At 66.2% G+C, this 23,371-nt stretch carries 19 protein-coding genes; 10 read left to right on the top strand and 9 right to left on the bottom strand.

The window, feature by feature from the left end:
• Positions 1-42: 42 nt before the first annotated feature.
• On the bottom strand, positions 43-1,803 hold the full coding sequence (locus ACOGXA_RS06765) for an acetyl/propionyl/methylcrotonyl-CoA carboxylase subunit alpha (protein ID WP_419926507.1): 1,761 nt from the start codon (positions 1,801-1,803) through the stop codon (positions 43-45).
• Positions 1,804-1,901: 98 nt separating this feature from the next.
• On the opposite strand from ACOGXA_RS06765, the gene ACOGXA_RS06760 reads away from it, so the two are divergent.
• Positions 1,902-2,636, top strand: coding sequence for a biotin--[acetyl-CoA-carboxylase] ligase (locus ACOGXA_RS06760; RefSeq protein WP_419926506.1), 735 nt, complete (start codon positions 1,902-1,904; stop codon positions 2,634-2,636).
• Here ACOGXA_RS06760 and ACOGXA_RS06755 read toward each other — a convergent pair.
• From ACOGXA_RS06755 to ACOGXA_RS06745, 3 genes are all read right to left on the bottom strand, one after another.
• Positions 2,611-3,450, bottom strand: coding sequence for an aminotransferase class IV (locus tag ACOGXA_RS06755; protein WP_419926505.1), 840 nt, complete (start codon positions 3,448-3,450; stop codon positions 2,611-2,613). The genes ACOGXA_RS06760 and ACOGXA_RS06755 overlap by 26 nt on opposite strands.
• Complete coding sequence (locus ACOGXA_RS06750) at positions 3,447-4,463, bottom strand: chorismate-binding protein (protein ID WP_419926504.1); 1,017 nt, start codon at positions 4,461-4,463, stop codon at positions 3,447-3,449. Before ACOGXA_RS06750 ends, ACOGXA_RS06755 begins: the two co-directional genes overlap by 4 nt.
• A 77-nt stretch (positions 4,464-4,540) precedes the next feature.
• On the bottom strand, positions 4,541-5,125 hold the full coding sequence (locus tag ACOGXA_RS06745) for a DUF222 domain-containing protein (protein ID WP_419926503.1): 585 nt from the start codon (positions 5,123-5,125) through the stop codon (positions 4,541-4,543).
• A 171-nt stretch (positions 5,126-5,296) separates the two neighbouring features.
• Between ACOGXA_RS06745 and ACOGXA_RS06740 the strand changes: the two genes are divergently transcribed.
• The 4 genes from ACOGXA_RS06740 (at position 5,297) to ACOGXA_RS06725 (ending at position 13,261) form a co-directional block, all read left to right on the top strand.
• Positions 5,297-6,949, top strand: coding sequence for a hypothetical protein (locus tag ACOGXA_RS06740; protein ID WP_419926502.1), 1,653 nt, complete (start codon positions 5,297-5,299; stop codon positions 6,947-6,949).
• Entirely contained in the window at positions 6,874-8,538 is a 1,665-nt protein-coding gene (locus ACOGXA_RS06735) for an Eco57I restriction-modification methylase domain-containing protein (RefSeq protein WP_419926501.1), read from the top strand. Before ACOGXA_RS06740 ends, ACOGXA_RS06735 begins: the two co-directional genes overlap by 76 nt.
• Before the next feature lie 5 nt (positions 8,539-8,543).
• Complete coding sequence (locus ACOGXA_RS06730; RefSeq protein ID WP_419926500.1) at positions 8,544-11,855, top strand: helicase-related protein; 3,312 nt, start codon at positions 8,544-8,546, stop codon at positions 11,853-11,855.
• Between the two features lie 116 nt (positions 11,856-11,971).
• Positions 11,972-13,261, top strand: coding sequence for an LCP family protein (locus ACOGXA_RS06725; protein WP_419926948.1), 1,290 nt, complete (start codon positions 11,972-11,974; stop codon positions 13,259-13,261).
• Here the strand turns inward: ACOGXA_RS06725 and ACOGXA_RS06720 are convergent.
• A complete protein-coding gene (locus ACOGXA_RS06720; RefSeq protein ID WP_419926499.1) occupies positions 13,219-14,196 on the bottom strand; it encodes a GDP-L-fucose synthase family protein in 978 nt (325 codons plus the stop codon). The two genes, ACOGXA_RS06725 and ACOGXA_RS06720, sit on opposite strands and share 43 nt — an antisense overlap.
• Positions 14,197-14,257: 61 nt before the next feature.
• On the opposite strand from ACOGXA_RS06720, the gene ACOGXA_RS06715 reads away from it, so the two are divergent.
• From ACOGXA_RS06715 to ACOGXA_RS06695, 5 genes are all read left to right on the top strand, one after another.
• Positions 14,258-15,391 carry a glycosyltransferase family 4 protein gene (locus ACOGXA_RS06715; RefSeq protein ID WP_419926498.1) on the top strand — a complete coding sequence of 378 codons (1,134 nt, stop codon included), beginning with the start codon at positions 14,258-14,260 and terminating at the stop codon, positions 15,389-15,391.
• A 49-nt stretch (positions 15,392-15,440) separates the two neighbouring features.
• Positions 15,441-16,571, top strand: coding sequence for a glycosyltransferase family 4 protein (locus ACOGXA_RS06710; protein WP_419926497.1), 1,131 nt, complete (start codon positions 15,441-15,443; stop codon positions 16,569-16,571).
• Between the two features lie 40 nt (positions 16,572-16,611).
• The gene (locus tag ACOGXA_RS06705) at positions 16,612-17,871 is read left to right on the top strand and encodes a glycosyltransferase family 4 protein (RefSeq protein WP_419926496.1); all 1,260 of its coding nucleotides are present in this window, start codon (positions 16,612-16,614) and stop codon (positions 17,869-17,871) included.
• A 31-nt stretch (positions 17,872-17,902) separates the two neighbouring features.
• The gene (locus tag ACOGXA_RS06700; RefSeq protein WP_419926495.1) at positions 17,903-18,670 is read left to right on the top strand and encodes a hypothetical protein; all 768 of its coding nucleotides are present in this window, start codon (positions 17,903-17,905) and stop codon (positions 18,668-18,670) included.
• Positions 18,671-18,741: 71 nt separating this feature from the next.
• The gene (locus ACOGXA_RS06695; protein ID WP_419926494.1) at positions 18,742-19,728 is read left to right on the top strand and encodes a sugar phosphate nucleotidyltransferase; all 987 of its coding nucleotides are present in this window, start codon (positions 18,742-18,744) and stop codon (positions 19,726-19,728) included.
• A 6-nt stretch (positions 19,729-19,734) separates the two neighbouring features.
• On the opposite strand, the gene cofE is transcribed toward ACOGXA_RS06695, so the two are convergent.
• From cofE to ACOGXA_RS06675, 4 genes are read right to left on the bottom strand one after another with little or no spacing between them, the layout of a single operon-like run.
• A complete protein-coding gene (gene cofE / locus ACOGXA_RS06690) occupies positions 19,735-20,430 on the bottom strand; it encodes a coenzyme F420-0:L-glutamate ligase (protein WP_419926493.1) in 696 nt (231 codons plus the stop codon).
• The gene (cofD, locus tag ACOGXA_RS06685; protein ID WP_419926492.1) at positions 20,427-21,383 is read right to left on the bottom strand and encodes a 2-phospho-L-lactate transferase; all 957 of its coding nucleotides are present in this window, start codon (positions 21,381-21,383) and stop codon (positions 20,427-20,429) included. The genes cofE and cofD overlap by 4 nt, the downstream gene beginning before the upstream one ends.
• 29 nt (positions 21,384-21,412) lie before the next feature.
• On the bottom strand, positions 21,413-22,405 hold the full coding sequence (gene gmd / locus ACOGXA_RS06680; RefSeq protein WP_419926947.1) for a GDP-mannose 4,6-dehydratase: 993 nt from the start codon (positions 22,403-22,405) through the stop codon (positions 21,413-21,415).
• A gap of 25 nt (positions 22,406-22,430) precedes the next feature.
• Positions 22,431-23,357 carry a GDP-mannose 4,6-dehydratase gene (locus tag ACOGXA_RS06675; protein ID WP_419926491.1) on the bottom strand — a complete coding sequence of 309 codons (927 nt, stop codon included), beginning with the start codon at positions 23,355-23,357 and terminating at the stop codon, positions 22,431-22,433.
• Positions 23,358-23,371: the final 14 nt, after the last annotated feature.

Below are 23,371 nucleotides of genomic sequence, written 5' to 3'. Positions count from 1 at the left end.
GGTTCAGCCTTGCAGACAGCCCCTGCCTCGTCTCCAGCCTCGCTATTCGATGACCGCGACCACGTCTCCGCTGCCCACCGAGTCGCCCTCGGCGACCCGGATCTCAACCACTGTGCCGGGCTTCTCGGCGCAGACGTTGTTCTCCATCTTCATGGCTTCCAGCACCACGATGGCGTCTCCCGCGTCCACCGAGTCGCCTTCGGCCACCATCACCTTCACGATGGTGCCCTGCATGGGAACTACCACGTCGCCGCTGCCCCCGGTGCCCCCGCTCTTGCCGGCGCCCGCCCGCTTGGGGCGCTTGGCCGCACCGGTTGCCGGAGCCGCGGCTGCCGCGGTCTCCGGCACCCACATCCGCACCGAGAAGCGCTGGCCGTTGACCTCCACATCGATGTCTCGCTGCACCCGGGGCTCGTCGCTGTCAACCTCTGGTGGCGCAGTGGCGGCCGCCCCGACCCCGGTGAGGTCGAGGGTCTCCTCCACCCACTTGGTGGAGTGGGCCAAGGCGGCGAAATCGGGGTGGGCCAGAATGGCCGCATCGGCGGCGATAGTGGTGGCCACTCCGCTCACCTCCAGCTCATCGAGGGCCCGCAGGGTGCGGGCAATGGCGGTGGGCCGGTCCCGGCCCCAGCAGATCAGCTTGCCTACCAAGTTGTCGTAGAACTGGCTGATCTCGTCGCCGGCCTCGTAGCCGCCGTCCCAGCGGGTGCCGAAGCCGCTGGGCAGGCGCAGGCCGGCAATCGGCCCCGGCGACGGCAAAAATGCACCCTCGGCGGGGTCTTCGGCGTTGATGCGCACCTCGATGGCGTGGCCGGAGATGGCCACTTCCTCCTGGGTGAACGGCAGCGGCTCGCCCGAGGCCACCCGGATCTGCTGCTCCACCAAGTCGATCCCGGTCACCAACTCGGTGGCCGGGTGCTCCACCTGGAGCCTGGTGTTCATCTCCAAGTAGTAGAACGCGCCGTCCTCATACAGGAACTCCACCGTTCCGGCATTCACGTAGTCGCAGCCGTGGGCCACCTTGACCGCGGCCTCCCCCATGGCGGCGAGCACATCGGGGTCGATGCCCGCCGCGGGGGCCTCCTCGATGAGCTTTTGATGACGGCGCTGGGCCGAGCAGTCGCGGGTGCCCAGGTACACGCAGTTGCCGTGGCCGTCGGCCAGCACCTGCACCTCCACATGGCGGGGCCTCTCCAGATATCTCTCCATGTAGATCTCGTCGCGTCCGAAATAGCTGAGCGCCTCCCGCTGGGCCGACTCGATGGCCTCGTCCACCGCGCCCTCGTCGGACACCACTTTCATGCCCCGGCCGCCGCCCCCGTAGGCCGCCTTGATGGCCACCGGGTAGCCGTATTCGGCCCCGAAGGCCCGCACTTGGGCGGGGTCGGTGATGAGCTCGGTGGTGCCGGGCACGCCTTGGACCCCCACCCGCTCGGCGGCCTGGCGGGCGGAGATCTTGTCGCCCATGATCTCTATCGCCTCGGGGTTGGGGCCGATGAACGCCACCCCCCGGGCGGTGATGGCCCGGGCGAAGTCGGCGTTCTCGGAGAAGAACCCGTAGCCGGGGTGGACGCCGTCGGCCCCGGAGCGCTCGATGATCCCGAGGATGGCCTCGGTGTTCAGGTAGCTCTCGGCCGCGGTCTGGCCGCCCAGCGCGTGGGCTTCGTCGGCCATGCGCACGTGGAGGGCGCCGCGGTCGAGATCGGAGTACACCGCCACCGTGGCGATGCCCATCTCCCGGCAGGCCCGGATAACCCGGACGGCGATCTCCCCCCGGTTCGCGACCAGAACCTTGGACAACACGGCAATATGGTGGCAGAGAGTTTCTTGAACACGCGAATACTGGCCGATGGGAATATGGGAGCAGGGGTGAGGATGTGAGGGGAGTCTCAGGGTTTCGGGTGGAATGGGTTGCTGAAACCGGCTCGACCAATGCCGACCTCCTGGCTGCGGCCCGTATCGGCGCCGAGCCCGGCAAAGTCCTGGTGGCCGACTACCAGCGCTCCGGACGAGGCCGACGGGGGAGAACCTGGGATGCGTCTCCGGAGTCAGGCCTGTTGTTCTCGGTGCTGACAAGGCCCAGGCTCGCCGTTGAGTCGTCCCACTTGGCGACCACCGCGTTGGCCCTAGCAGCAGTGGAGGCGTGTCGGGCTCAAGCCGGGGTGCGGCCGGGGCTGAAGTGGCCGAACGATCTGGTTGTGGGCGATCGGAAACTGGCCGGCGTGCTGGCCGAGTCAATTATGGCCGGGGGACGGCTGGAGGCGGTTGTGGTGGGCATGGGTCTCAACGTGCGCACGGGTGCTGCGCCTTCCGAAGCTGCCGAAACCTCCGTAGCCCTTGAGGATGTGTGTGGTGAGGTGATCGACCGCCGAGAGCTGCTGGCAGAGATTCTGACCGGTTTCGCCTACTGGATGGAGAGAATCGAGGTAGCAACCGGCCAGGCTGCGTTGATGGCGGCGGCGCGCCGCGAGTCGGCCACTTTGGGCTGCCGAGTGTCGGTGGAGCTCGGCGACGGAACGGTGTTGGAGGGTTTGGCCGAAGACTTGGATGAGCGGGGTGCGCTACTTCTGGAGGGGGGGATAAGGGTTGTGGTTGGAGATGTTGTCCGCCTCAGGGGTCAATCTGGGTCGCTTTGAGGTGGGCGAAGGCTTGGGCGGCGGCTTGGGTAACGGGGCCGGGGGCGGCGGGCAGCCGCTGGCCGTCGACGGCGTGGACTGGTTGAACGTCGCGGGTGGTGGAGGTGAGAAACGCCTCGTCGGCGGCGGCGAGGGCGCTGAGGGGCACGTCTTGTTCGACCGCGCCGGTCAGATCGATCACCAGTTGGCGGGTGATGCCGGCCAGGCATCCCGAGGCCAGCGAAGGGGTGATGAGCTGGCCCTGATAAGCCAGGAACACGTTGCTGCCGGTGCCCTCGCAGAGAAGTCCCCGGGTGTTGGCGAAGATGGCCTCGCCGGCCCCGGCCGCCTTGGCCGCGGCCAGGGCCCGCACGTTGGCGCCGTAGGAAACGGTTTTGAGGCCGGCCAAAGGGCTGTGCTCGTTGATGGTCCATTCGACGGTGGCAACCGAAGTGGTGTCGGGCCACGGGGCTTGGGGGGTGGCGGCCACCGTGGCGGTGGGCGGGCTGTCGCCCCGGTTGCTGCCCAGCGGCCCGGTGCCGCTGCTGACGGTGACCCGCAACCGCCCCTCTTCGAGCTGGTTGGCCGCGGCCACCGCAACCATTGCCTCTTGAAGCACATCGGCGTCGGGCACCGCCACGCCCAGGTGCTCGGCCGAATAGGCCAGCCGCTCCAAGTGGCGGCGAGCGGCGAACGGCATGCCCCGCACGATGACCAGGGTCTCGAACACCGCGTCTCCCACCAGCCAGCCGTGGTCGAACGGGGAGATCCGGGCTTGGTCCTCGGGAACCAGCGCCCCGTTGATCCAAACGATGCGGGGCTCAGCAGAGCTCATAGGTGGATGTACTCCCCGGTGGCCACAGCCAGCAGCCGCTCGGCCTTCAACTCGGTTTCCCGCCACTCGTCATCGGGGTCGCTGTCGTAGGTGATGCCGCCGCCGGTGCCCAAGTGGAGGTGGCCGTCTTCGATCCACAGCGTGCGGATGGCCACGTTCAAGTCGCCCTTGCCCCGGTCGGCGTCCACCCAGCCCACGGCCCCGCAATACACCCCGCGGGCCTGCGGCTCCAAGGCGGCAACGGCGTCGAGCGCAGCTAGTTTGGGGGCGCCGGTGACCGATCCGGGGGGGAATGTTGCCGAGATCAGCTCGGGCCACCCGCAGCCGGGGCGCAGTCGCCCTTGAACGGTGCTAACCAGGTGTACGAGCCCAGGATGGTGCTCCAGGGAGAAGAGAGCGGGCACGCTGATCGTTCCGTAGTCGCAGACCCGCCCCAGATCGTTGCGCACGAGATCCACGATCATCAGATTCTCGGCTTGGTCTTTGGGGGTAAGCCCAGACGGCTCGGCCGCGGTTCCCTTGATGGGGGACGACTCCACCCACCGACCGTCGCGGACCACAAACCGCTCCGGTGAGGCCGAGGCGATGTGCACCCCGTGATCGGGCAGGCGCAGCACTGCGGCGTAGGGTGCGGGGTTGCCCTCGGCTAGGGCCGCCCCCAACGCGGCGATGTCGGTGTCGGGATCGATGAGCGGCGCGCTCAGCCGGCGGGTGAGGTTCACCTGATAGACGTCGCCGGCGCCGATCATCTCCCGGATGGCCGACACACCGGCGCCGAAACCGGCCCGATCCAATGAGCTGGTCCAGGTGTCGGCCGGGAGGCCCTTCCAGGGACGGCCCTTCCAGGGGCGGGCGGGGCGCACCGAGTCGAAGCGGGCGCACACCGCTTTGCCGTGGAAGTCGATGGCCACCGCCCAGAACCCGCTCGACTCCAAGGCGGTTAAATCGTCGGTGACATCGGCCAGCCTGGAACACAAGTGGTGTCCCACCACGGCAACAGCCGCCACCTCCATCGGGTTCAGTGTACTTGAGCATTTGCGAAGCTTGTCTCTGCTAATGGGAGAGCAACCTCAGGGGGAAGCTCGAGGATTCAACACATCAGCACGGAATCAGCGTGTACGGGTTGCCAAGTTGTTGTGCCGGTGTCGGGGAATGGGTCGGGTGGGGGATGGGTTTGCCAGCGGCCGGTGCCGGGGTCTTGCGTGACTTGGAAACCTTGTTCGTGGATTTCGTGGTGGCAGTCGTTGCAGACCAAGACGAGGTTGGGGTAGTCGGTGGGCCCGTTGTTCTTCCAGAACTTGACATGATGGGCGAAACACCGGCTCGGGGCGCCGCCGCAGCCGATACAGACTTGGTCGCGTACCATCAAGGCGATGCGCTGGGCGTCGGTGGCGGTACGCCTGCTGCGCCCGAGCCACAGATTCTGAGTCTTGGCGTCGAACACCGCGGGGAAGATGTCTGCTTTGAGGGCCAGCCGGACGAGTTCTTTCATCGGCAGCGGGGTGCCGTCGCCGAGGCGGGCGTTGACCAGTTCCCGGCTGGTGGCGTCGTAGTCGGCCACCAGCACTAGGGCAATGCCTCTGGCCGAGCCCTTGATGCACACCGAAGCCCCGCAACCGTCTACAGCGGAGTTATGGGCCTCGGTGTGTTCGGCCTGGTCAGGGGCAAACCTCATGGCTGTAAGCATATCATCAACCGGTGACAATAACCCTGTGAATATCTGGTAAAAGCAGAGAAATACTTAGAAAATATGAAACAATAGCAACATTGGTCACAAAGACGTTATTGTCGTCTCGACTCATTGGGCGGGCTGGCTCGGGAGCGGTATATGCCCTAGCTTGCTCGGATGCCTGGGCCATCCGACCAGGAGATGCAGGAATATATGGACGCCGATGATTTCGGCGGTTTGTTCCGGCGGCTTGGTTGGGACAACCCCATTCATGGCTTGGCTGTCGCCGTTGAGGCCGAGGAATCGGTTTGGGACGCAGAGGCAGTGGCCGACAAGCGGGGCGTGACGGTTTGGTCGGTGGGGTGCAGCGAGATTCCGCTTCGGTCGGTGCAGCATAAGATCGTGAAGGCGGCGAAGCGTTTGTCGCGTGACCAGCTCGTGGTGTTCGCCTCACCGGGGGAGCAGCTTTGGCTGTGGCCGGAGCAGCGTCCTTCCGGGGTGGGGCATCGGCTCGTGGATCACCACTATCGCCCGCACCACGGCAACGATGCTCTGCTGCAACGCCTGCGCGATGTTTGTTTCACCATGGCTGAGCAGCCGGAGCTGACCGCAGTAAGGGTGCTCGAACGGGTGCGGCGGTCGTTCAACGTGGAGAAGGTCACCAAGTCGTTCTTCCGGGAGTTCAAAGACCATCATGAGCGACTGGCCGAGCATATCGAGGGCATTCCCAGGCCAGACGACCAGCGCTGGTATGCGTCGGTGCTGATGAACCGTCTCATGTTCGTGTACTTCATCCAGCGCAAGGGCTTCGTGGCCGGCGACACCCACTACCTCCGCAAGCGGCTGGGAATGGTGCGAGAGCGCCTCGGGGACGACCGGTTCTACGCATTCTTCCGCCAGTTCCTGCTGCCGCTGTTCCACGAGGGGTTGGGAAGCCCGCCTGCGGCCCGCCGCTACGACGATGCGGCGATCGAGCAGATCATTGGCGATGTGCCCTATGTGAACGGTGGCATCTTCGAGCCCCACGCGCTGGAAGGCGCTTACTGCATCGAGATTCCCGACACGGCTTTCGAGAAGCTGTTCGACTTCTTCGACCAGTGGCGCTGGCATCTCGACGAGCGGCCCACTGGCGATGCCAAGGAGATCAACCCCGACATCTTGGGATTCATCTTCGAGCAGTATGTGAACAAGAAGCAGCAAGGGGCGTATTACACCAAACCAGACGTAACCGGTTACATGGCCACCTCGGCCATCATTCCGGCTATTGCCGACAGGCTGGTGGATGCCGGCCTCGAGAGTCCGTGCGAGCTGTTGTCCAGCAGCGGCGACGACTACTTGCACGACGCTATGGGTTACGGAATCGATGTGCCCTTGCCTGAGGGCGATCTGCCGCCCAGCGAGTTTCCTGACGGGGGGCTGGACATCACCTTGCCCGGCGAGCGGTGGTGCGACGTGAGCCATCGCCGCAAGCGATACGCCGAGCAGAAAGAGCTGGTGGATTCTGGAGGCGTAGCCGACATCAACGACGCTGTCACGCAGAACCTGGATCTTGCCGCGCTGCTGGCCGACTACCTCTATTACACGCTCAACTCTGCCGACGAGTGCCAGCGAGCGTTCGAGGTGCTCCGCTCTCTGACGGTTTGCGATCCCACAGTGGGATCGGGAGCGTTCCTGCTGGCCGCCCATGACGTGCTCGACCCCCTGTACACAGCGGTGTTGAATCGCGCCGAAGAGATTGCCGCGGGGGGGGGGGTGTGGAAGCCCCATTTCTCCGAGAGGCCCGGGCCCACACCAGCACGCGCTACTGGCTGCTTAAGACTCTCTGCCTGAACAACCTCTACGGCGTCGACCTCATGGCCGAGGCAGCCGAGATCGCCAAGCTGCGGCTGTTTCTGAAGTTGGCCGCCCAACTCGACAACGCCTCCCACATCGAGCCGCTCCCCGACCTGGACTTCAACATCAAGTCCGGCAACCTCCTTGTAGGAATCGCCGACGCTGAAGATATCGAGCGGCGGTTCTCAGACAGGGGAGTGCTGCCCTTCGGGATCGCTGAGGTGGAGGACGCCGTGGAGTCGGCGGCGGTGGCCTACGAGGAGTTCGTAGCGATTCAAGATTCAACCGACGATCTAGCGGCTCTGCAACGGGCCAAAGGCCTCCTCAGAACCCGCATCGGTCAGGTAGCCGACCAAGCCGACCGAGGTCTCCACAAGATGCGAGGCGATGCAGCCCCGCTCGAAACCTGGAAGGAAACCCACAAGCCCTTCCATTGGTTCGCCGAGTTCCCCACCGTCTGGAGAAACGGCGGCTTCGACGCGATCATCGGCAACCCGCCCTACATCGGACTCAAAGGCAAGAAACGCAGTCAGTTCGACTACAAGTGGATTGGGTATGAGACCGGTAATTGTCCAGACATCTACGCCGTCTGTGCCGAGCGCGCATCTACCTTGTTGAACGACAAAGGACGATTTGCGATGATCGTAATGCACTCGCTGTGTTACAGCAACGATTTTGAGTTGTTGCGGAATAACCTAAGTGTACAGTTCTCTACTTTGTGGCTGTCCTCTTACAGCAGAGCTTCAGATAGTTTATTTTCTGGTTCTGCCAAGGTGAGAAATAGTATAGTTATATCTGGCAAAGGAGGTAAACGTAGGATATACACGACAAGGTGTCACCGCTGGTTGACTCCTAGCCGCCCATATTTGTTCTCTTCGATTGAATACGGCAATCCTTCACGAGTACTTTTCAATTGTGGAGACGCAACCAAGTGGCCGTTTATAGATGATGGAGATGTAGTCGATGCCTTTACATCACTTGCAGAGATGTGTGCTCCACTTGTAAGCGTTAACAACAAGAGTGGCCAGCTATTTGATTTGGGTGTCAAGAAGGTCGCTGCTGTTCAAACATTGGGAGCATTTGTCACGGAACCCCCAGTAGTCGATCCCATATCCAGGCGACCTGTAACCACAAACTCAAGTCAGCCCTCGTGGTTCAATTTCCAGAATGAGCGTTCTCGAGACTTGGCCTTGCTTTGCCTGGCCGGTCGATGGGGGTACTTGTGGTGGCTGATGTTCGGAGACGAGTTCCATGTCACACGGAGCGTGCTATCCGCACTTCCGTGTGACATTGAACGCTTAGCAGCGTCTCACCACCCTCCGTGTGACATGGAACTCGTGAGTTTAGTTCAGCGTATGTTGGGGTTGTCCAGGGAGCTTCAAGACGAAATGGTGAAGTATGTGGAGTTCAACCTAAGAGGCAGTGGAAACGCAAGAATGCTGGTGGGCAGATACATGATGTGGAAGCTGCGCCACATCACCGATGAGGCGGACTGGTTGTTGGCGCAGGCTTGGGGGTTGACGAGGGAGCAGTACGAGGCGGCGGGCAATCTGCGAGACCGGATGACGTTTGGGAACAGGGAGTAGTCCTGGTGCCTCTCATCCTCGACAACATCGACACTTCGCTTGAGGAGGTGATGCTCAAGTCGCTGGCGTCGTCGCACTCGGTGGACGCGGCGGTGGGGTATTTCAACCTTCGGGGCTGGCGGCTCATTGCCGATGGGGTAGATGCCCTGCCGGAGCGTGGTGGTAATAGGCCCAAGGTTCGCCTGCTGGTGGGCATGACGGAGACCCCCCACGAAGAGATGCGTCGCTTGATGAGGCTGCGGGGTGAGCAGCCGGTGACCAATGAGGTGGCTGAACAGCATCGCCATGAGGCGGTAAAGGAGCTTCGAGCCCAACTCCAGGTCGGCCTCCCCACGGTCGAAGACGAGAAGGCGCTGCGGAAGTTGCGTCGGCAGATGGCTGAAGGCGATGTGGAGGTGCGGCTATTCCTGGCTCACCGCCTCCACGCCAAGCTCTATCTGTGCCACCGCGACGACACCGCGGCGCCCAGGGTGGGCTATGTCGGGTCGTCCAACCTCACCAGGGCCGGGCTTTGGGAGCAGGGCGAGCTGAACGTCGACGTGCTCGACACCGATGCCACCGCCAAGCTTGCCGCCTGGTTCGAGGACCGCTGGGTCGACCAGTTCTCGGTGCCGGCGAACATTGAGTTGATTGAGCTGCTGGATGAGTCATGGGCATCGGAGACGCCGCTCGATCCTTACCTGGTGTACCTCAAGATGGCCTATCACCTGTCGCATGAGGCCCGTGAGGGGCTCATCCAGTACGGGCTGCCAGCCTCGATGGCCGAGAGGCTCCTGGAGTTCCAGGCTGCGGCGGTGAAGATCGCGGCCCGGATCGTGAACCAGCGGGGCGGGGCGATGGTGGGCGACGTGGTCGGGCTCGGCAAGACGATGGTGGGCACGGCTATCGCCCGACTCCTTCAGGAGGAGAACGGGTTCGAGACGCTTGTCGTGTGCCCGAAGAACCTGGTGGGCATGTGGGAGTCGTATCAGCACGAGTTTCAGATTCACGGTCGGGTGCTCTCGCTGTCGATGGTCACCCGAGAACTGCCCGACATGCGGCGGCACCGGCTGGTGCTCATCGATGAGTCACACAATCTGCGCAATCCCAAGCGTCAGGACTACCAGGCCCTTCACGACTACATCACCGAGAACGATTCCAAAGTGCTGCTGCTCACCGCCACCCCCTACAACAAGGGGTTCGCCGATGTGGCCGCTCAGATCGCGCTGTTTGCAAGACCCGACGACGACCTGGGCATACGCCCCGAGCGGGCTGTCGCCGAACACGGCGAGGCAGAGTTCGCCGCGATGTGCGAAGGCCGCACCTCGTCGCTGGCCGCATTTCAGGCATCAGAGCACCTCGAAGACTGGCAGGACCTGATGTCGCAGTTCCTGGTGCGGCGCACACGTCGATTCATTCAGGACAACTACGCCTACGAGGACGAGAACGGCCGTCCCCACCTCAGTTTTGGCGACGGGCGGCCCTTCCATTTCCCCGAAAGAGAGGCGGTGCCGCTCGAGCGGGAGGTGGTGCCCAGCGATCCGGCCGCGGCCATGATGGACCAGCGCACCATCGACGCGATAGCCGAGTTGCTGTTGCCCCGCTACAACCTGGCCCGATATCTCGATCCCCGAGTGGCGCCGACCGAGGACGAACAGGAAGTGATCGACGATCTCCGCAACTCCGCCAACGGGAACCTCAGCGGGTTCAACCGGATCATGATGTTCAAGCGCCTCACCTCTTCGGGGCCGGCGTTTCTGGCCACGCTTCGCCGCCACGCGCTGCGAAACCTCGTCGCTATCCACGCCATCGACCACCGCTTGCTGCTGCCGGTGGGGTCGGTGGACAACGCCCTGTGGTCGGCCGAGTTCGACGCCCAGGAGGGCGACCTGTTCGAAGAGGGGCTGTTCAATGTCGACGAAATGCCCGACCTGTCGGTTCCAGCTAGGGCCTACCAAAAGCTGGCCCAGGCCAGGCCCGGTCGGATCCGGTGGATGCGGCCTCAGCTCTTCGCAGAGGAGTTTGGCGAGGCGTTGCGCTCCGACACCGACGCGATACGGTCGCTTCTCAGCCACTTTGGCACCTGGGATGCCGACAACGACGGCAAGATCGCCTCGCTGGTGGAGTTGATCACCCGGCGCCACCCCGGTGAGAAGGCGCTGGTGTTCACGGAGGCGGCAGACACTGCGGATTACGTGGCCGAGGAATTGATCCGTCGCGGCATCGAAGGGGTGGCCGCGGTCACCGGGGACTCGGAGAACCCCACCGCGCTGGCCCGCCGTTTCTCGCCCAGGGCCAACCAGGGCGTCACCGCAGGTCGAGACCAGCCCGAGTTGCGGGTGCTGATATCAACCGACGTGCTCTCGGAGGGCCAGAACCTTCAAGACGCCCGCATCGTGGTGAACTACGACCTTCCCTGGGCCATTGTGCGATTGGTGCAGCGGGCCGGTCGGGTGGACCGCATCGGACAACGAGCCGAAGTGGTGCTGGTCTATTCGCTGATGCCCGCTGGGTCGGTGGACGAGGAGATCAACCTCCGGGACCGCATTCGCGGGCGGCTGGAGGAAAACGCCGAACTGCTGGGCTCTGATGAGAAGTTCTTCGGTGACGATACGGAGCGGGCGGTCATTTCCGGGCTCTACGACGAGCACTCCGACTTCCGATTCGCCGACGGCGGCGAGGACGTCGATCCGGTGTCTATGGCCTATGAGATCTGGCGGCAGGCGGCCGACAGCCATCCCAGGATCGCCAAGCGGGTTGAGTCGCTGCCCAACGTGGTGTACGCCGCCATGCAAGCCCAGACCGGTGGGACTGCCGAAGGGGTGGTGGTGCACTCCCAATCGGCGACCGGGGCAGACGCCTTCGCCTTCACCACAACCGATGGCGAATCCCGGCGCATCACTCCACAGGAGGCACTGCACCTGTCCCGCTGCGAGCCCGAAACGCTTCCGGCCGCCTGCATGGAAGATCACCACGACATGGTGGCGATTGCACTCGACGGCCCGCTGCGGGCACCCCCGAACAGAGCCACGGGCGCGCTGTTGGGCGTGAGGGAGAAGTGCTGGCGGAAGCTGAACGACCATCGTGCAACGATTGCCCCGAGCCTGTTCGTCGACCCCGATGAGCTTGACGCCGTTCTCGATGCGATCAACGAGCGGCCCCTCTATGAAGCGGTGAAGCAGAAGCTGTCCAACGCCATCCGCAATCGGACGCCCGAGGATTTGGCCGCGCTGGTGATCGATCTCCACCGAGACGGCCGGCTCTGCCTCCCCGCGCCCCGAAGCGGCGTCGGAACCGAGCCGAGCGTCATCTGCTCGATGGGGTTGTGGAATCCCTGAGTCCGTCTTTTAGCTCGGCGGGGCTGCCTCTGTGAAAGGGGTGCTTGCTTTTACACTGGCAGGCGATGGGTCGCAGGAAGAGAGCGCGGAAGAGGACAAGGGGGCAATTGGCGATCGTGGTCGCCGGATTGCTGGTGTTCGCCGCCGCGGTGGGCGGGGCGGCGGGGCTGGCCGTGGTGAAATCTCAGATAAGCAAGATTCCCCGGGTGTCGGTAGGCCTTTCGCTGTCCTCCGAAGAGCAGAGCGACTCGGAGGCCCAGAACTTCTTGCTGGTGGGGGTGGACAGTGCTGCGGGGATCGACCCCGACAGCCCGATTCACATCGACCGGGACGTCAACACCCTGCTGACCGACTCGGTGATCCTGGTGCGCATTGATCCTGATGCCGACCGGGTGGCGATGCTGTCGATCCCCCGCGACCTGTGGCTGCCGATCGCCGGCAAGGGATGGAGCGAGCGGGTGAACGCCGCTAGGGGCATTGGCGGGCCCGGCACCCTGATCGAAACCGTGTCGGATTATCTGGGGGTGCCGATCCACCACTACGTGGAGATCAACTTCGCCGGGTTCCTCAGGATCGTGGAGGCAGTAGACGGGGTGCCGGTGGATGTCGCCCAGCCCATCCGGGACGATTCGGTGGGGCTGAGGATCGAGCAGGCCGGGGTGGTGACCCTCGACCCCGACGCGGCGCTGGCCTATGTGCGGACCCGTCGACCGCTGACGCTGGTCGAGGGGGGCAACCCGGCGGTCGACGACGATTGGGTGCGCCTCGGCGTGTGGAACGACTTGGAGCGCAACCAGCGCCAGCAGGACTTCATGGTGGCCACCCTCAAACGGGCGGTGGAGAAGGGCATCCGCAATCCGCTGACCCTGCGACGGGTGGCCAACGAGCTGTTGGACGGCGACAGCCCCAGCGTCACCCTGGACGACCGCATCACCGTAGGCCAGCTCGTGGATTTGGGCGATGAGTTCCGGTCGTTCCAGGTTGATCAGATCGAGCGCCGCAAGCTGCCGGTGGTCGATGCCACCATCGAGGGCAAGCAGGTGCTTCTGCTGGTGGAGGAGGCGGCCCAGCCGGTGCTGGAGTTCTTCCGGGCGGGGAGCCTGGCCGGGGTCCGGGTGCGAGTGTTGAACGGTACTGCGTCGGGCACTGTGGCCGGGGTGGAGGATGCTTTGGAGCGGGCCGGGTTCTCCGTGGTGGAACGGGTCAACGCCGACCGGTTCGACGTGGGCAGAACGGTGGTTCGCTATACCGGGGCATTCGAGGAAGAGGCGCAGACGCTGGCCCGCTATGTGGTGCCCGCGCCGCTCTTGGAGCCAGTGAGCGAGATCGACGGCGCCGATGTGGAGTTGGTGGTGGGCGCGGACTACGCCGCGGTCTCCGGCGCGCCTCGCGACTCGGCTTCGTGACGGTTGGCCAGATACCACCGATAGGTGCGGCCCAATCCCTCGGCGAACGGGGTGGTGGCCTCGAAGCCGAACAGCTCCTTGGCCCGGGCGGGGTCGACGCAGCGGCGGGGCTGGCCGTCGGGTTTGGCCCCATCCCATTCGATGCGGCCCGCGAATCCGGTGATCTCGGCCACATCGTGTATCAGCTCTTTGATGGCGACCTCATGGTTGGCCCCCAAGTTGACCGGGGCCGCTCCCCGGTAGTGCTCGGCGGCGAGCAGGATGCCCTCGGCGGCGTCGTCCACGTAGAGGAACTCGCGGCTGGCCGTGCCGGTGCCCCACACCTCGATGGTGTCGTGGCCGGCTTCGACAGCATCCACGCATTTCTTGATGAGCGCGGGGATGACATGGGACACCGACGGGTGGAACTTGTCGCCCGGGCCGTACAGATTGGTGGGCATCAGATAGATGCCCTGCTGGCCGTACTGGTCTCGGTTGGCCTGGAGCTGCACGAGCTGGGCCAGCTTGGCCACCCCGTAGGGGGCGTTGGTCTCTTCTGGGTATCCGGTCCACAGAGAGTCCTCGGTGAACGGGACCCTGGTGTGCTTGGGGTACGAGCATATGGTGCCCACCACCGCCAGCCGGTCGGTTCCCGCCAGTCGGCACTGCTCGATGACGTTTGTGCCCATGAGCAGGTTGTCCAGGTACAAGTCGGCGGGCCGCTCCTGGTTGGCGCCGATGCCCCCCACCCGGGCGGCCAGGTGGATGACCACATCGGGTTGGGTCTCGGCCAGCAGCCGGCGGGCGTCGCCGGCAGTGCGCAGGTCGTAGTCGGCGCTGGACGGGGCGACCAGCAAGGCCGGTCTCCGCTGGTTGACCAGTCGGCAAACTGCTTGGCCCAAGAATCCGGTTCCGCCGGTGATCAAGACTCGCTTGCCGACCCAAAAGCCGCTCATCTGAAGTCACACTAGTGGCCCGCGGCGTACACATTGAGTTGGGGCTGGCAGACTCAGAGCAGTGAGAGTGGCGATCACGCTGGAGCAGTGCTGGCACCGGGTGCCAGGGGGGACGGCAACGGCCGCATTGGGATGCGTGGAGGCATTGGGGCGGCTGCCGGCGCCGCCGGAGATGGTGGGAGTTTCGGCCTGGCATCGAAATCCTGCGGGCGAGCCGTTCGTTCCCGGCATCTCGGTGGAGGCGGTTCGGCTGCCCCGAGCCGCCTTGTACTGGGGCTGGCACCAGATGCGACGGCCTTCGTTGGAGCGGGCGGTGGGGCCGGTGGACGCGATCCACGCCACCGGCATGGCGGTGCCTCCCCGGACGGCGCCGCTGGCGGTGACGGTGAACGACCTGGCGTTCTTGCGCCATCCCGACCACTTCACGCCGCGGGGTGTGCGGTTTTTCGCCCGATCGCTCGATCTGACCCGCACCGAAGCCGACCTCGTGGTGTGCCCGTCGCAGCACACGGCCGATGACTGCGCTCGGGCGGGGATAGACGGAGACCGGGTGCGCCTGGTGCCGTATTGGGCTGACGACCGCCTGGTGTCGTTGGGGGAGGCCGACGAGGTGCGGCGGAGGTTCGGCCTGGCCGATCGGTTCGTGCTGTGGGTGGGCACAGCAGAGCCTCGCAAGAACCTGGCCGGGCTGCTCGAGGCCTGGAGGATGCTGGGCCGGACCGCCGAAGACCTTGTTCTGGTGGGCCCAAAGGGGTGGAAGTCGGGCCTGGGCGGGGAGTTGGGTTCGTCTGGCCAGTCGGGCCTGGGCGCTTCGTTGGGTTCGTCTGGCCAGTCGGTCCGCCGGCTGGGGTTTGTGGCTGAGGCTGACAAGCGGGCTCTGATGCGGGCCGCTGCGGTGGTGTGCTTTCCGAGCCTGACCGAGGGGTTCGGCCTGCCGGTGCTGGAGGCGATGGTGCAGGGGGCGCCGGTGGTGACGTCGGCGGTGGGGGCCACCGCTGAGGTGGCCGGCCCCACTGGAGTGCTGGTGGATCCCTCCAGGTCGCAGGAGATTGCCGAGGCGCTGGCCGGGCTGCTCGACGACCCCGATGATGCCGCCCGCTTGGGCAAGCAGGGCCGCGAGCGAGCGCTGGCCGAGTTCACCTGGCAGCGCACGGCAAGCGGGCTTCTCGATGTGTACCGGGAGCTGGCCGGGTGATGGGCGATCGGGTGCTGTTGGCCGGCGTGTGCCGGGAGCTGGCCGGGTGATGGGCGCGTCGGACCTGGCGGTCTCGGTGGGGGTGAACCTGCTGTGGCTGTGGTCGGGCAGAGTGGGGGGCGCCGAGGATTATGCGGTCAGGCTGCTGTCGGCCATTCCGCCGGACGCGCCGACGCGGCTGACGTTGTTCGCGCCGAGAGGGTTTGCCGAGTCTCAACCGGCGCTGGCCGAGCGCCACGAGGTGGTGGAGTCGCCGGCGGCGAGGAGTCGGCCGCGGCGGGTATTCATCGAGAACACCTGGCTGGTCGCCCAATGCCGTCGCCGCGACATCGCGGTGGTCCACCATTTTGGGGGGACTGTGCCCTGGGCGGGTATCCGGCCGGCGGTAGTGACCGTCCACGACTTGCAGCCCCTGGACCATCCCAGGCACTTCGGTTTGACCAAACGGCTGTACTTGCGGATGATGCTGCCGTGGTCGGTGCGCCGGGCCGAGGCGGTTGTGACGGTGAGCGAGTTCTGTCGGCGCCGCTTGGTGGAGCGCCTGGGAGCTGATGCCCGCCGGGTGGCGGTGCTGCCCGCGCCGGTTGATTCGCCCTCTGGCGGACCCAACCGGCCCTTGGCCGCTGCCGTGCCGGATCTGACTCACCCGTTCGTGCTGTATCCGGCGGTGGCCTATCCCCACAAGAACCACGAAGTGCTGCTGCGGGCGCTGGCCCGATTGGCCGCCGACGGGGTGGACGTGGAGTTGGTGGTCACCGGGGCGCCCGGCCCCCTGGATGCCAAGCTGGACCAGATGGCCGTCGATCTGGGGGTAGGGCATCGCTGGCACCGGCTGGGCCGCATTCCCCGCCCGGTGTTGGACGGCCTGTACCGGCAGGCGGTGGCCACGGTGTTCCCGTCGAAATACGAGGGCTACGGCCTCCCCGCGGTGGAGGCCATGGCCCGGGGCTGTCCGGTGGTGGCCGCCGGTGCCGGGGCGCTGCCCGAGGTGGTGGGGTCGGGCGGGCGACTGCTGGCCGCCGACGACGATGCCCGGTGGGCCGAGGCCATCGGCGAGCTGGCCACCGATCCCGTCGCCCGCCGGGTGCTGGTCGAGGCGGGTCAGTCCAGGGTTCGCGAGCTGGCCGAGTTCGACTCGGCCGCGGGGCTGTGCGCCCTCTACGCCTCCCTGGCGCAATGATGGATCGCCTCAGCGGTCTTGGTGGCGAGGCGTTTGATCCATGAGCGGGCATCGTCTCCGCATCCTGGTGCTGTGCCCTCACTATGAGCCGGACTCCGCTCCCACCGGAGAGGTGATTAGCGCTATCTGCGGGCAATGGACGGCCCGCGGCCATCAGGTCGAAGTGGTGACCAGCCTTCCGTGGTACCGGGACCATGCGGTGGCCGAGGGATGGTCGGGCCGCCTCGTTCGGACCCAGCGGGAATCGTGGGGGCGGATCCGGCGCTGGCATCCGTTTCCGGCCGACAAGGGGCGTTTGGCGGCCCGGGCGGCCGCATTCGCCGGGTTTACCGTGCTGGCCGGGGCCGACGCCGTCGTCGCGGCGCGCCGCTGCGATGCAGTGCTCGCCATGTCGCCCCCGCTCACTCTGGGGGCTGCGGGATGGGCCGCAGCCCTGCGGGGAAGGGTGCCCCTGGTGTTCAACGTGCAGGATGTGTTCCCCGATGCCGCGGTGGAGACCGGCGTTCTGCGCAGCCCCCGGGTGGTGGCCGCGGCCCGCAGGCTTGAGCGCTGGATGTATCGGCGGGCCGATGCGGTGACTGTGCTCTCGGAGGGCATGGCCGTCAACGTGCGGGCCAAGCTCGGCGACAGTGACAGCCCGGACAAGGTGGTGGTCATCTCCAACGCGGTCGACCCCGCCCGCATCACCCCGTCAGATCGGCACAACCCATACCGGGCCGATTTGGGGCCGGGGGGCGACTCGGACAAAACGGTGGTCATGTACGCCGGGAACCTGGGGCACTCCCAGCCTCTGGAACTGGTGGTGGCCGCGGCCGAGCAATTCGCCCTCTGGGGGCGGACCGATGTCCAGTTTGTGGTCAACGGCGACGGGGTGAACCGCTCGCCGGTGGCCGCCGCGGCCGACCGGCTCGACAACCTGCACCTGGTGGGCTGGCAGCCGCCGGAGCGACTGGGGGAGGTGCTGGCCGCCGCTGATCTGCAATTGGTTCTGCTGCGGGCCGGGTTGGGCGAGTCCAGCGTGCCCTCCAAGGTGTACTCGGTGCTGGCCGCGGGCCGTCCGGTGCTGGCCAGCGTCGACCGGGGCAGCGAGGTGGAGCGGCTGCTGGCCGCCTCGGGCGCCGGTCGGACGGTCGACCCCGACGATGCTGCTGCTTTCTGCGCGGCGGTGGCCGAGATGGTCGACGATCCGGCCGGCCTGGCCGCGATGGGCCGGCGGGGGAGGGCATTCGCCGAAAACGCCGTCGGTCCCCAACAGGTGGCCGAGCAGTACTTGGAGTTGTTCGGGCGGCTGATGCGCTGATCGGGCAATCAGGCCGGTAGCCTGTTCAGCCGTGGCAAGAGCCTCTGGTTCTCGAAAGGTGGCGCGGGCCGCGTCGATGGGCGGCGTCGGACAGCGGCGGCGGCCTATCGGCTTTCCCGCCGTGGTGGTGCTCATCATCTTGATCGGCATCGGGGTGGTGGCGTACGCCCGCTTCCTGCGCGAGGCCGAGGCTCGCCCCGGCCTCAGCGACCATTGGCACTCCGCCTATGGAGTATGGGACTGCACCGCCGGCGATGGCGAGGGCGCGTTCCAGGCAATCTTCCAGGGTCGGCAGAACAGCCAGGGCTATCCCTACGACCCCGAGGGCATCCACTCCCACTCTGACGGGCTCATCCACATCCACCCGTTCACTGCCAACGCCGCGGGCGAGGACGCCATCATGGCCAAGTTCTTCGAGTCGATGTTCGTGACCATGGACGTGAACGGCATCACCGCCTCCGAGTTCGGGGTGATCAGCGCGGTGGGCGCAGAGTGCGATGGGCAGCCGGCTGTGATGCAGATCGTGCGCTGGTCGAGCGCGCTCACCGCGGTCGCCGCCGAGCCCGACGAGCGGATCTACGAGGATTTCGGCGATGTCCGCTTCAAGAGGGACGGCGAGGCCTTCACCATTGCCTTGGCGCCTCGGGATGCGGAGGTGCCGCTGCCCCTCGCCGTAGGCGATCTCCTCGGGGTGTCGCCTTCGCTGGTGGCCAATCTCTCCCAACCCGAGGGGCCGGTTGACTTCGACGAGAGTATCGACGAGAACGTTCCCGGCGTCAGGGTGGAAGACGACGGTTGAGTGGGCTGGGTCGCGCCATGATCCCGGTTGCCCGAGCGTGGCCGTTTGCTGGGCAACAGGGCTAGCCCACAGTGGACGCGGTTGTGCTGGTCGGCGGCTTCGGCACCCGGCTTCGGCCCCTGACCCTGACCCGTCCGAAGCAGATGCTGCCGGTGGTGGACCGGCCCATGATCGAGCACGTGGTGGGGAGGCTGGGCCAGCAGGGAGTCACCCGGGCGGTGCTGTCGCTGGGGTATAGGCCCGATGCCTTCGAAGCCGCCTATCCCCAGCGCCGCTGTGCCGGAGTGGAATTGGTTTACGCGGTGGAGCCCGAGCCGCTGGACACCGCGGGGGCCATTGGCTTCGCGGCCCGCACCGCCGACGTCCAAGACACGTTCATCGCGGTGAACGGCGATGTGATCAACCGGTTCCCCCTGATTGATCTTCTGGCAACCCACCGCCGGGCAAGCGCCCAAGCCACCATCGCGTTGGCCCCAGTGGCCGATCCTTCCCGCTACGGGGTGGTGGTGTGCGATCCCGACGGCCGGGTGCGAGCATTCTTGGAGAAGCCCCCGGCCGAGCAGGCCCCCAGCAACCAGATCAGCGTGGGGATCTACGCCTTGGAGCCCTCGGCGCTCGGCTCGGTGCCCGAGGGCGCACGGGCCTCGATCGAGCGGGAAGTGTTTCCCCGCTTGGTGGATCAAGGCGAGATGTACGCCGTGTCGTGGGAGGGATTCTGGGTGGATGCCGGCACTCCCGAGGCCTATCTGGAGGTGCAGCTCGCGCTGTCGGATGGCGGGTGGATCCACCCGAGGGCAGTGATCGATTCCGATGCCTTCGTCTCAGGTTCGATTGTGATGGAGGGAGCGAAGGTGTCCTCGGGAGCATCGGTCACCAACTCGGCGCTGCTTCCTGGCGCCACAGTGGGCCGACGGGCAGCCGTCGAGCGCTCTGTCGTGGGCTTTGGGGCCGAGATCGGAGACGGGGCCCGGCTCAGCGATCTCTCGGTGGTGGGAGACGGCGCGGCTATTGCCCCCGCCGCAGTTTTGAGCAGCGAGCGGGTGCCGGGACCAGGCTGACAACCGCTAGCGGAACATGTCCTCGGCCGGAGAGCGGACCAAATCGGCTTGGATGCTGCCTGGCCCGAGCCAGGCCGGGTTGATGCCCCGGATGACGGCCACCGGGATGCCGTCGGCTTTGCCCATGACCAACTCCGCGGCGGCGGCCAACTCGTCGGCGATGGCCACTTCGGTCACCTGGAGCTCTCGGCCCGAAGCGTCGGGAGTGCCCCGCAGGTCGAGAATGGGTCGGATCCCGGCCACTCCGATGGCCACGTCGGCTACTCCCCGCCGCCAGGGCCTTCCAAAGGTGTCGGAGACGATCACCCCCACCAGCACTCCGGCTCGGGCTCTGATTCCGCTGCGGATGCGCCGGGCCGAGCGGTCGGGGTCGTCGGGCAGCAGCGCGGCCCGATCTGCGGCCACGTTGGACCGGTCGACCCCGGCGTTGGCGCACACGAATCCGTGCTTGGTCTCGCTAATAATGAGGTCGCCTCGCCGGCGCAGCACCCGCACCGACTCCTGCTCCACCACCGGTTTGTGCGACAGGGGATCGTCGGGGTCGACCGCGACGACGGCGTTCTCGGCCTTGGACACGATCTTCTGAGTCACCACCACGACATCGCCGTCGGCCAATTCCGCCGCCTCGGCGATGAGGCCGGCCAAGTCGTCACCCGCTTCTATCTCCGGCAAGCCCTCCACCCCGGCGATCTCGAGCCTCATGTGCTGGATCCTGCTTCGGCGCAGCCCAACACCACGCGGGCCAGCTCGATGGACGATTCGACTCCGTCCATGACGGTGGGCGCCACTACACAGGTCACGCCGGCGGCCTCCACGCCGGCGGCCAGGTGGGCATCGGCCTCGTCGATCACCAGTGTGGCGGCCACATCCCGATACAGCCGGGCCACTCCGACTGCCGAACACTCGTGGCCCAGCTCCCGCATGAGGCGGTCGGCCGGCCCCTTCAGCGCAGCACCGCCCACGATGGGCGACACCGCCACCACCGCGTCCCGGCGGTCGGCCAATGCCCTCCGCACTCCGGGCACTTCCAGCACCGGTCCGATGGACACGATGGGATTGGAGGGGGCGATGACGATCTGCCGGGCCCCGGCCAGGGCCTCGATGAGGCCGGGCGCGGGCTGGGCGCTCTCCGACCCAGCCACTCGGACATCGGTCACGGCCACGTCGTGGCGGCGGCGCACGAAATAGTCCTGGAAGCCGATCTCACCCTCGTCGACGGTGGTGACCCTGGTCTCGATTCGGTCATTGGTGACCGGCACAACGGCCAGCTCCAAACCCCAGGCCGCAGCGATTTCTGCGGTGACGGCGGCCAAGTCGGCCCCTTGGCCGAGGCGGTGGGTGCGATACAGATGGGTGGCCAGGTCGCGGTCGCCCAGCCTGAACCAGGTGATCCCGCCGTAGCGGTCCAAGGCGTCCATGGCCTGCCAGGTCTCGCCGGCCAGACCCCAGCCGGTTTCCGGGTTGACTGCTTCGGCCAGGGTGTAGACCACAGTGTCCAAGTCGGGGCTCACATGGAGGCCGTGCAGCACAGTGTCGTCGGCGGTGTTCACCACCGCGAGCTGCTCGTCGGGAGGGTGGGCCCGTATAAGGCCGGTGAGCAGCTTGGCCGCTCCCACCCCTCCGGCCAGCGTGACCACGCTGGGGGTGGGTGACACCCCTTGAGCTTGCCCTGTTGCGGGTCTGGTCACGAAATCCCCTTGAGCTTGCCCTGGAGCAGGTCCAAGTCGGCGTCCACCATCATGGCGACAAGGTCATGGAATCCCACTTCGCGGCGCCACCCGAGTTCGGATGCGGCCCGGCCGGCGTCGCCCACCAGCAGGTCTACCTCGGCGGGGCGCATGAACGCCTCGTCGATCACCACATAGCTCCGGTAGTCCATGCCCAGATGGGCGAAGGCCAGTTCGCAGAACTCCCGCACCGTGTGGGTCTCCCCGGTACACACCACGTAATCGCCGGGACGGTCCTGCTGGAGCATCAGCCACATGGCCGTCACGTAGTCGCCCGCGAATCCCCAGTCGCGTTTGGCCTCCAGGTTCCCGAGGCGCAGTTCGCGCTGGCGGCCCAGCGAGATGGAGGCCGCCGCGTGGGAGATCTTGCGAGAGACGAACTCCAGGCCCCGGCGGGGGGACTCGTGGTTGAACAAAATGCCCGAGCTGGCGTGGAGGCCGTAGCTCTCGCGGTAGTTGACCGTGATCCAATGGCCGTACACCTTGGCCACGCCGTAGGGACTCCGGGGGTAGAACGGCGTGGTCTCGGTTTGGGGCACCTCCCGCACCTTGCCGAACATCTCGCTGCTGGATGCCTGGTAGAAGCGAATGGTCGGATCCACGATGCGGATGGCGTCGAGCAGGCGGGTCACCCCCAGGGCGGTGGTCTCCCCGGTGAGCACCGGCTGGCCGAAGGAGGTCTGCACGAACGACTGGGCCGCCAGGTTGTACACCTCGGCGGGCCGGTGCAGGCGCAGAGCCTCGATGAGGGAGGCCTCGTCGAGCAGGTCGCCGCTGACGATGGCGATGCGGTCTTGGAGGTGGGCGATGCGCTCGAAGCTGACCGTGCTGGATCGCCGCACCAGGCCCACCACCTCGTACCCCTGGTCGAGCAGCAACTCGGCCAGGTATGAGCCGTCTTGGCCGGTGATTCCGGTGATCAGCGCCCGGCGGGGCCGGTGCTCATCCATGGCGCTCCCCGGTTGGAGGGGGAGCTCAGCCACCGACCTCTCCCGTCTGGGGGGAGTGGCGCCTGCGCACATCGGCCAGCAGGTCGGCCAAAGTGTCCGCCAGGGCAATTTCGGGGGCCCAGCCGGTGGCCGTCCGGAGCTTGGCGTTGTCGCCCCGCATCACCGGCACATCCACCGGGCGGAACAGGCGCTGGTCCTGCTCGAGAACCAGCGGTGCCTCGGCCAGGCCCAGCAGGATCTCGGCCACTTCGGACGCGGCCACGTCCCGGCCCGAGCACACGTTATAGGCCTCGCCAGGCACCCCGTCTTCCACCAGCAGGCGGTAGGCCCGCACCACGTCGCGCACATCGGTGAAGTCGCGCCGGGCCGACAGGTTGCCCACAGGCACCCTGGTCTTGCCGTTTTGCTCGTTGTGGACGATCCGAGCGGCCAGCGCGGGGGCCAGAAAGCGGCTGCTCTGACCGGGGCCCAAGTGGTTGAAGGCCCGAGCCCGGACAACCCCGAGGCCATGACCCAAAAAACCCTGGATGCACACCATCTCGGCAGCAGCTTTGCTGGCCGCGTAGGGATTCACCGGCCGGAGAGGGGCTTGCTCGTCGAGTGGCAGGTCCTCGGGAGCGACCAGTCCGTATATGTCGCTGCTGGTCACCGACAGCAGGCGTCCGACACCGGCGTCGATGCAGGCTCGGACAACGTGCAGCGTGCCGTCGGCGTTGGTCTGGAACGTGCCGATGGGGTCGTCCCACGAGGCGGCTACGTCGCTTTGGCCGGCCAAGTGGTACACCGCATCCGGCCTCGCCTCCCCGATCAGCTCGGATACCGCGCCAGCGTCCTCGATGGGGGGATTGCCGATCACGCGATCGACTTCGATCACGTCGTCGGAACATGCGTTCAGATGAGCGACGAGGTGAGTTCCCACAAAACCCCGCGACCCGGTTACCAGGGCTCGCATCGCCAGAAGTGTGC

The organism is Candidatus Poriferisocius sp. (assembly GCF_965208475.1).
In the GTDB taxonomy this organism is placed as follows: Bacteria; Actinomycetota; Acidimicrobiia; order Acidimicrobiales; family Bin134; genus Poriferisocius.
Note: the sequence above shows the minus strand (reverse complement) of the source record. Positions and strands in the feature narration are given on the sequence as shown.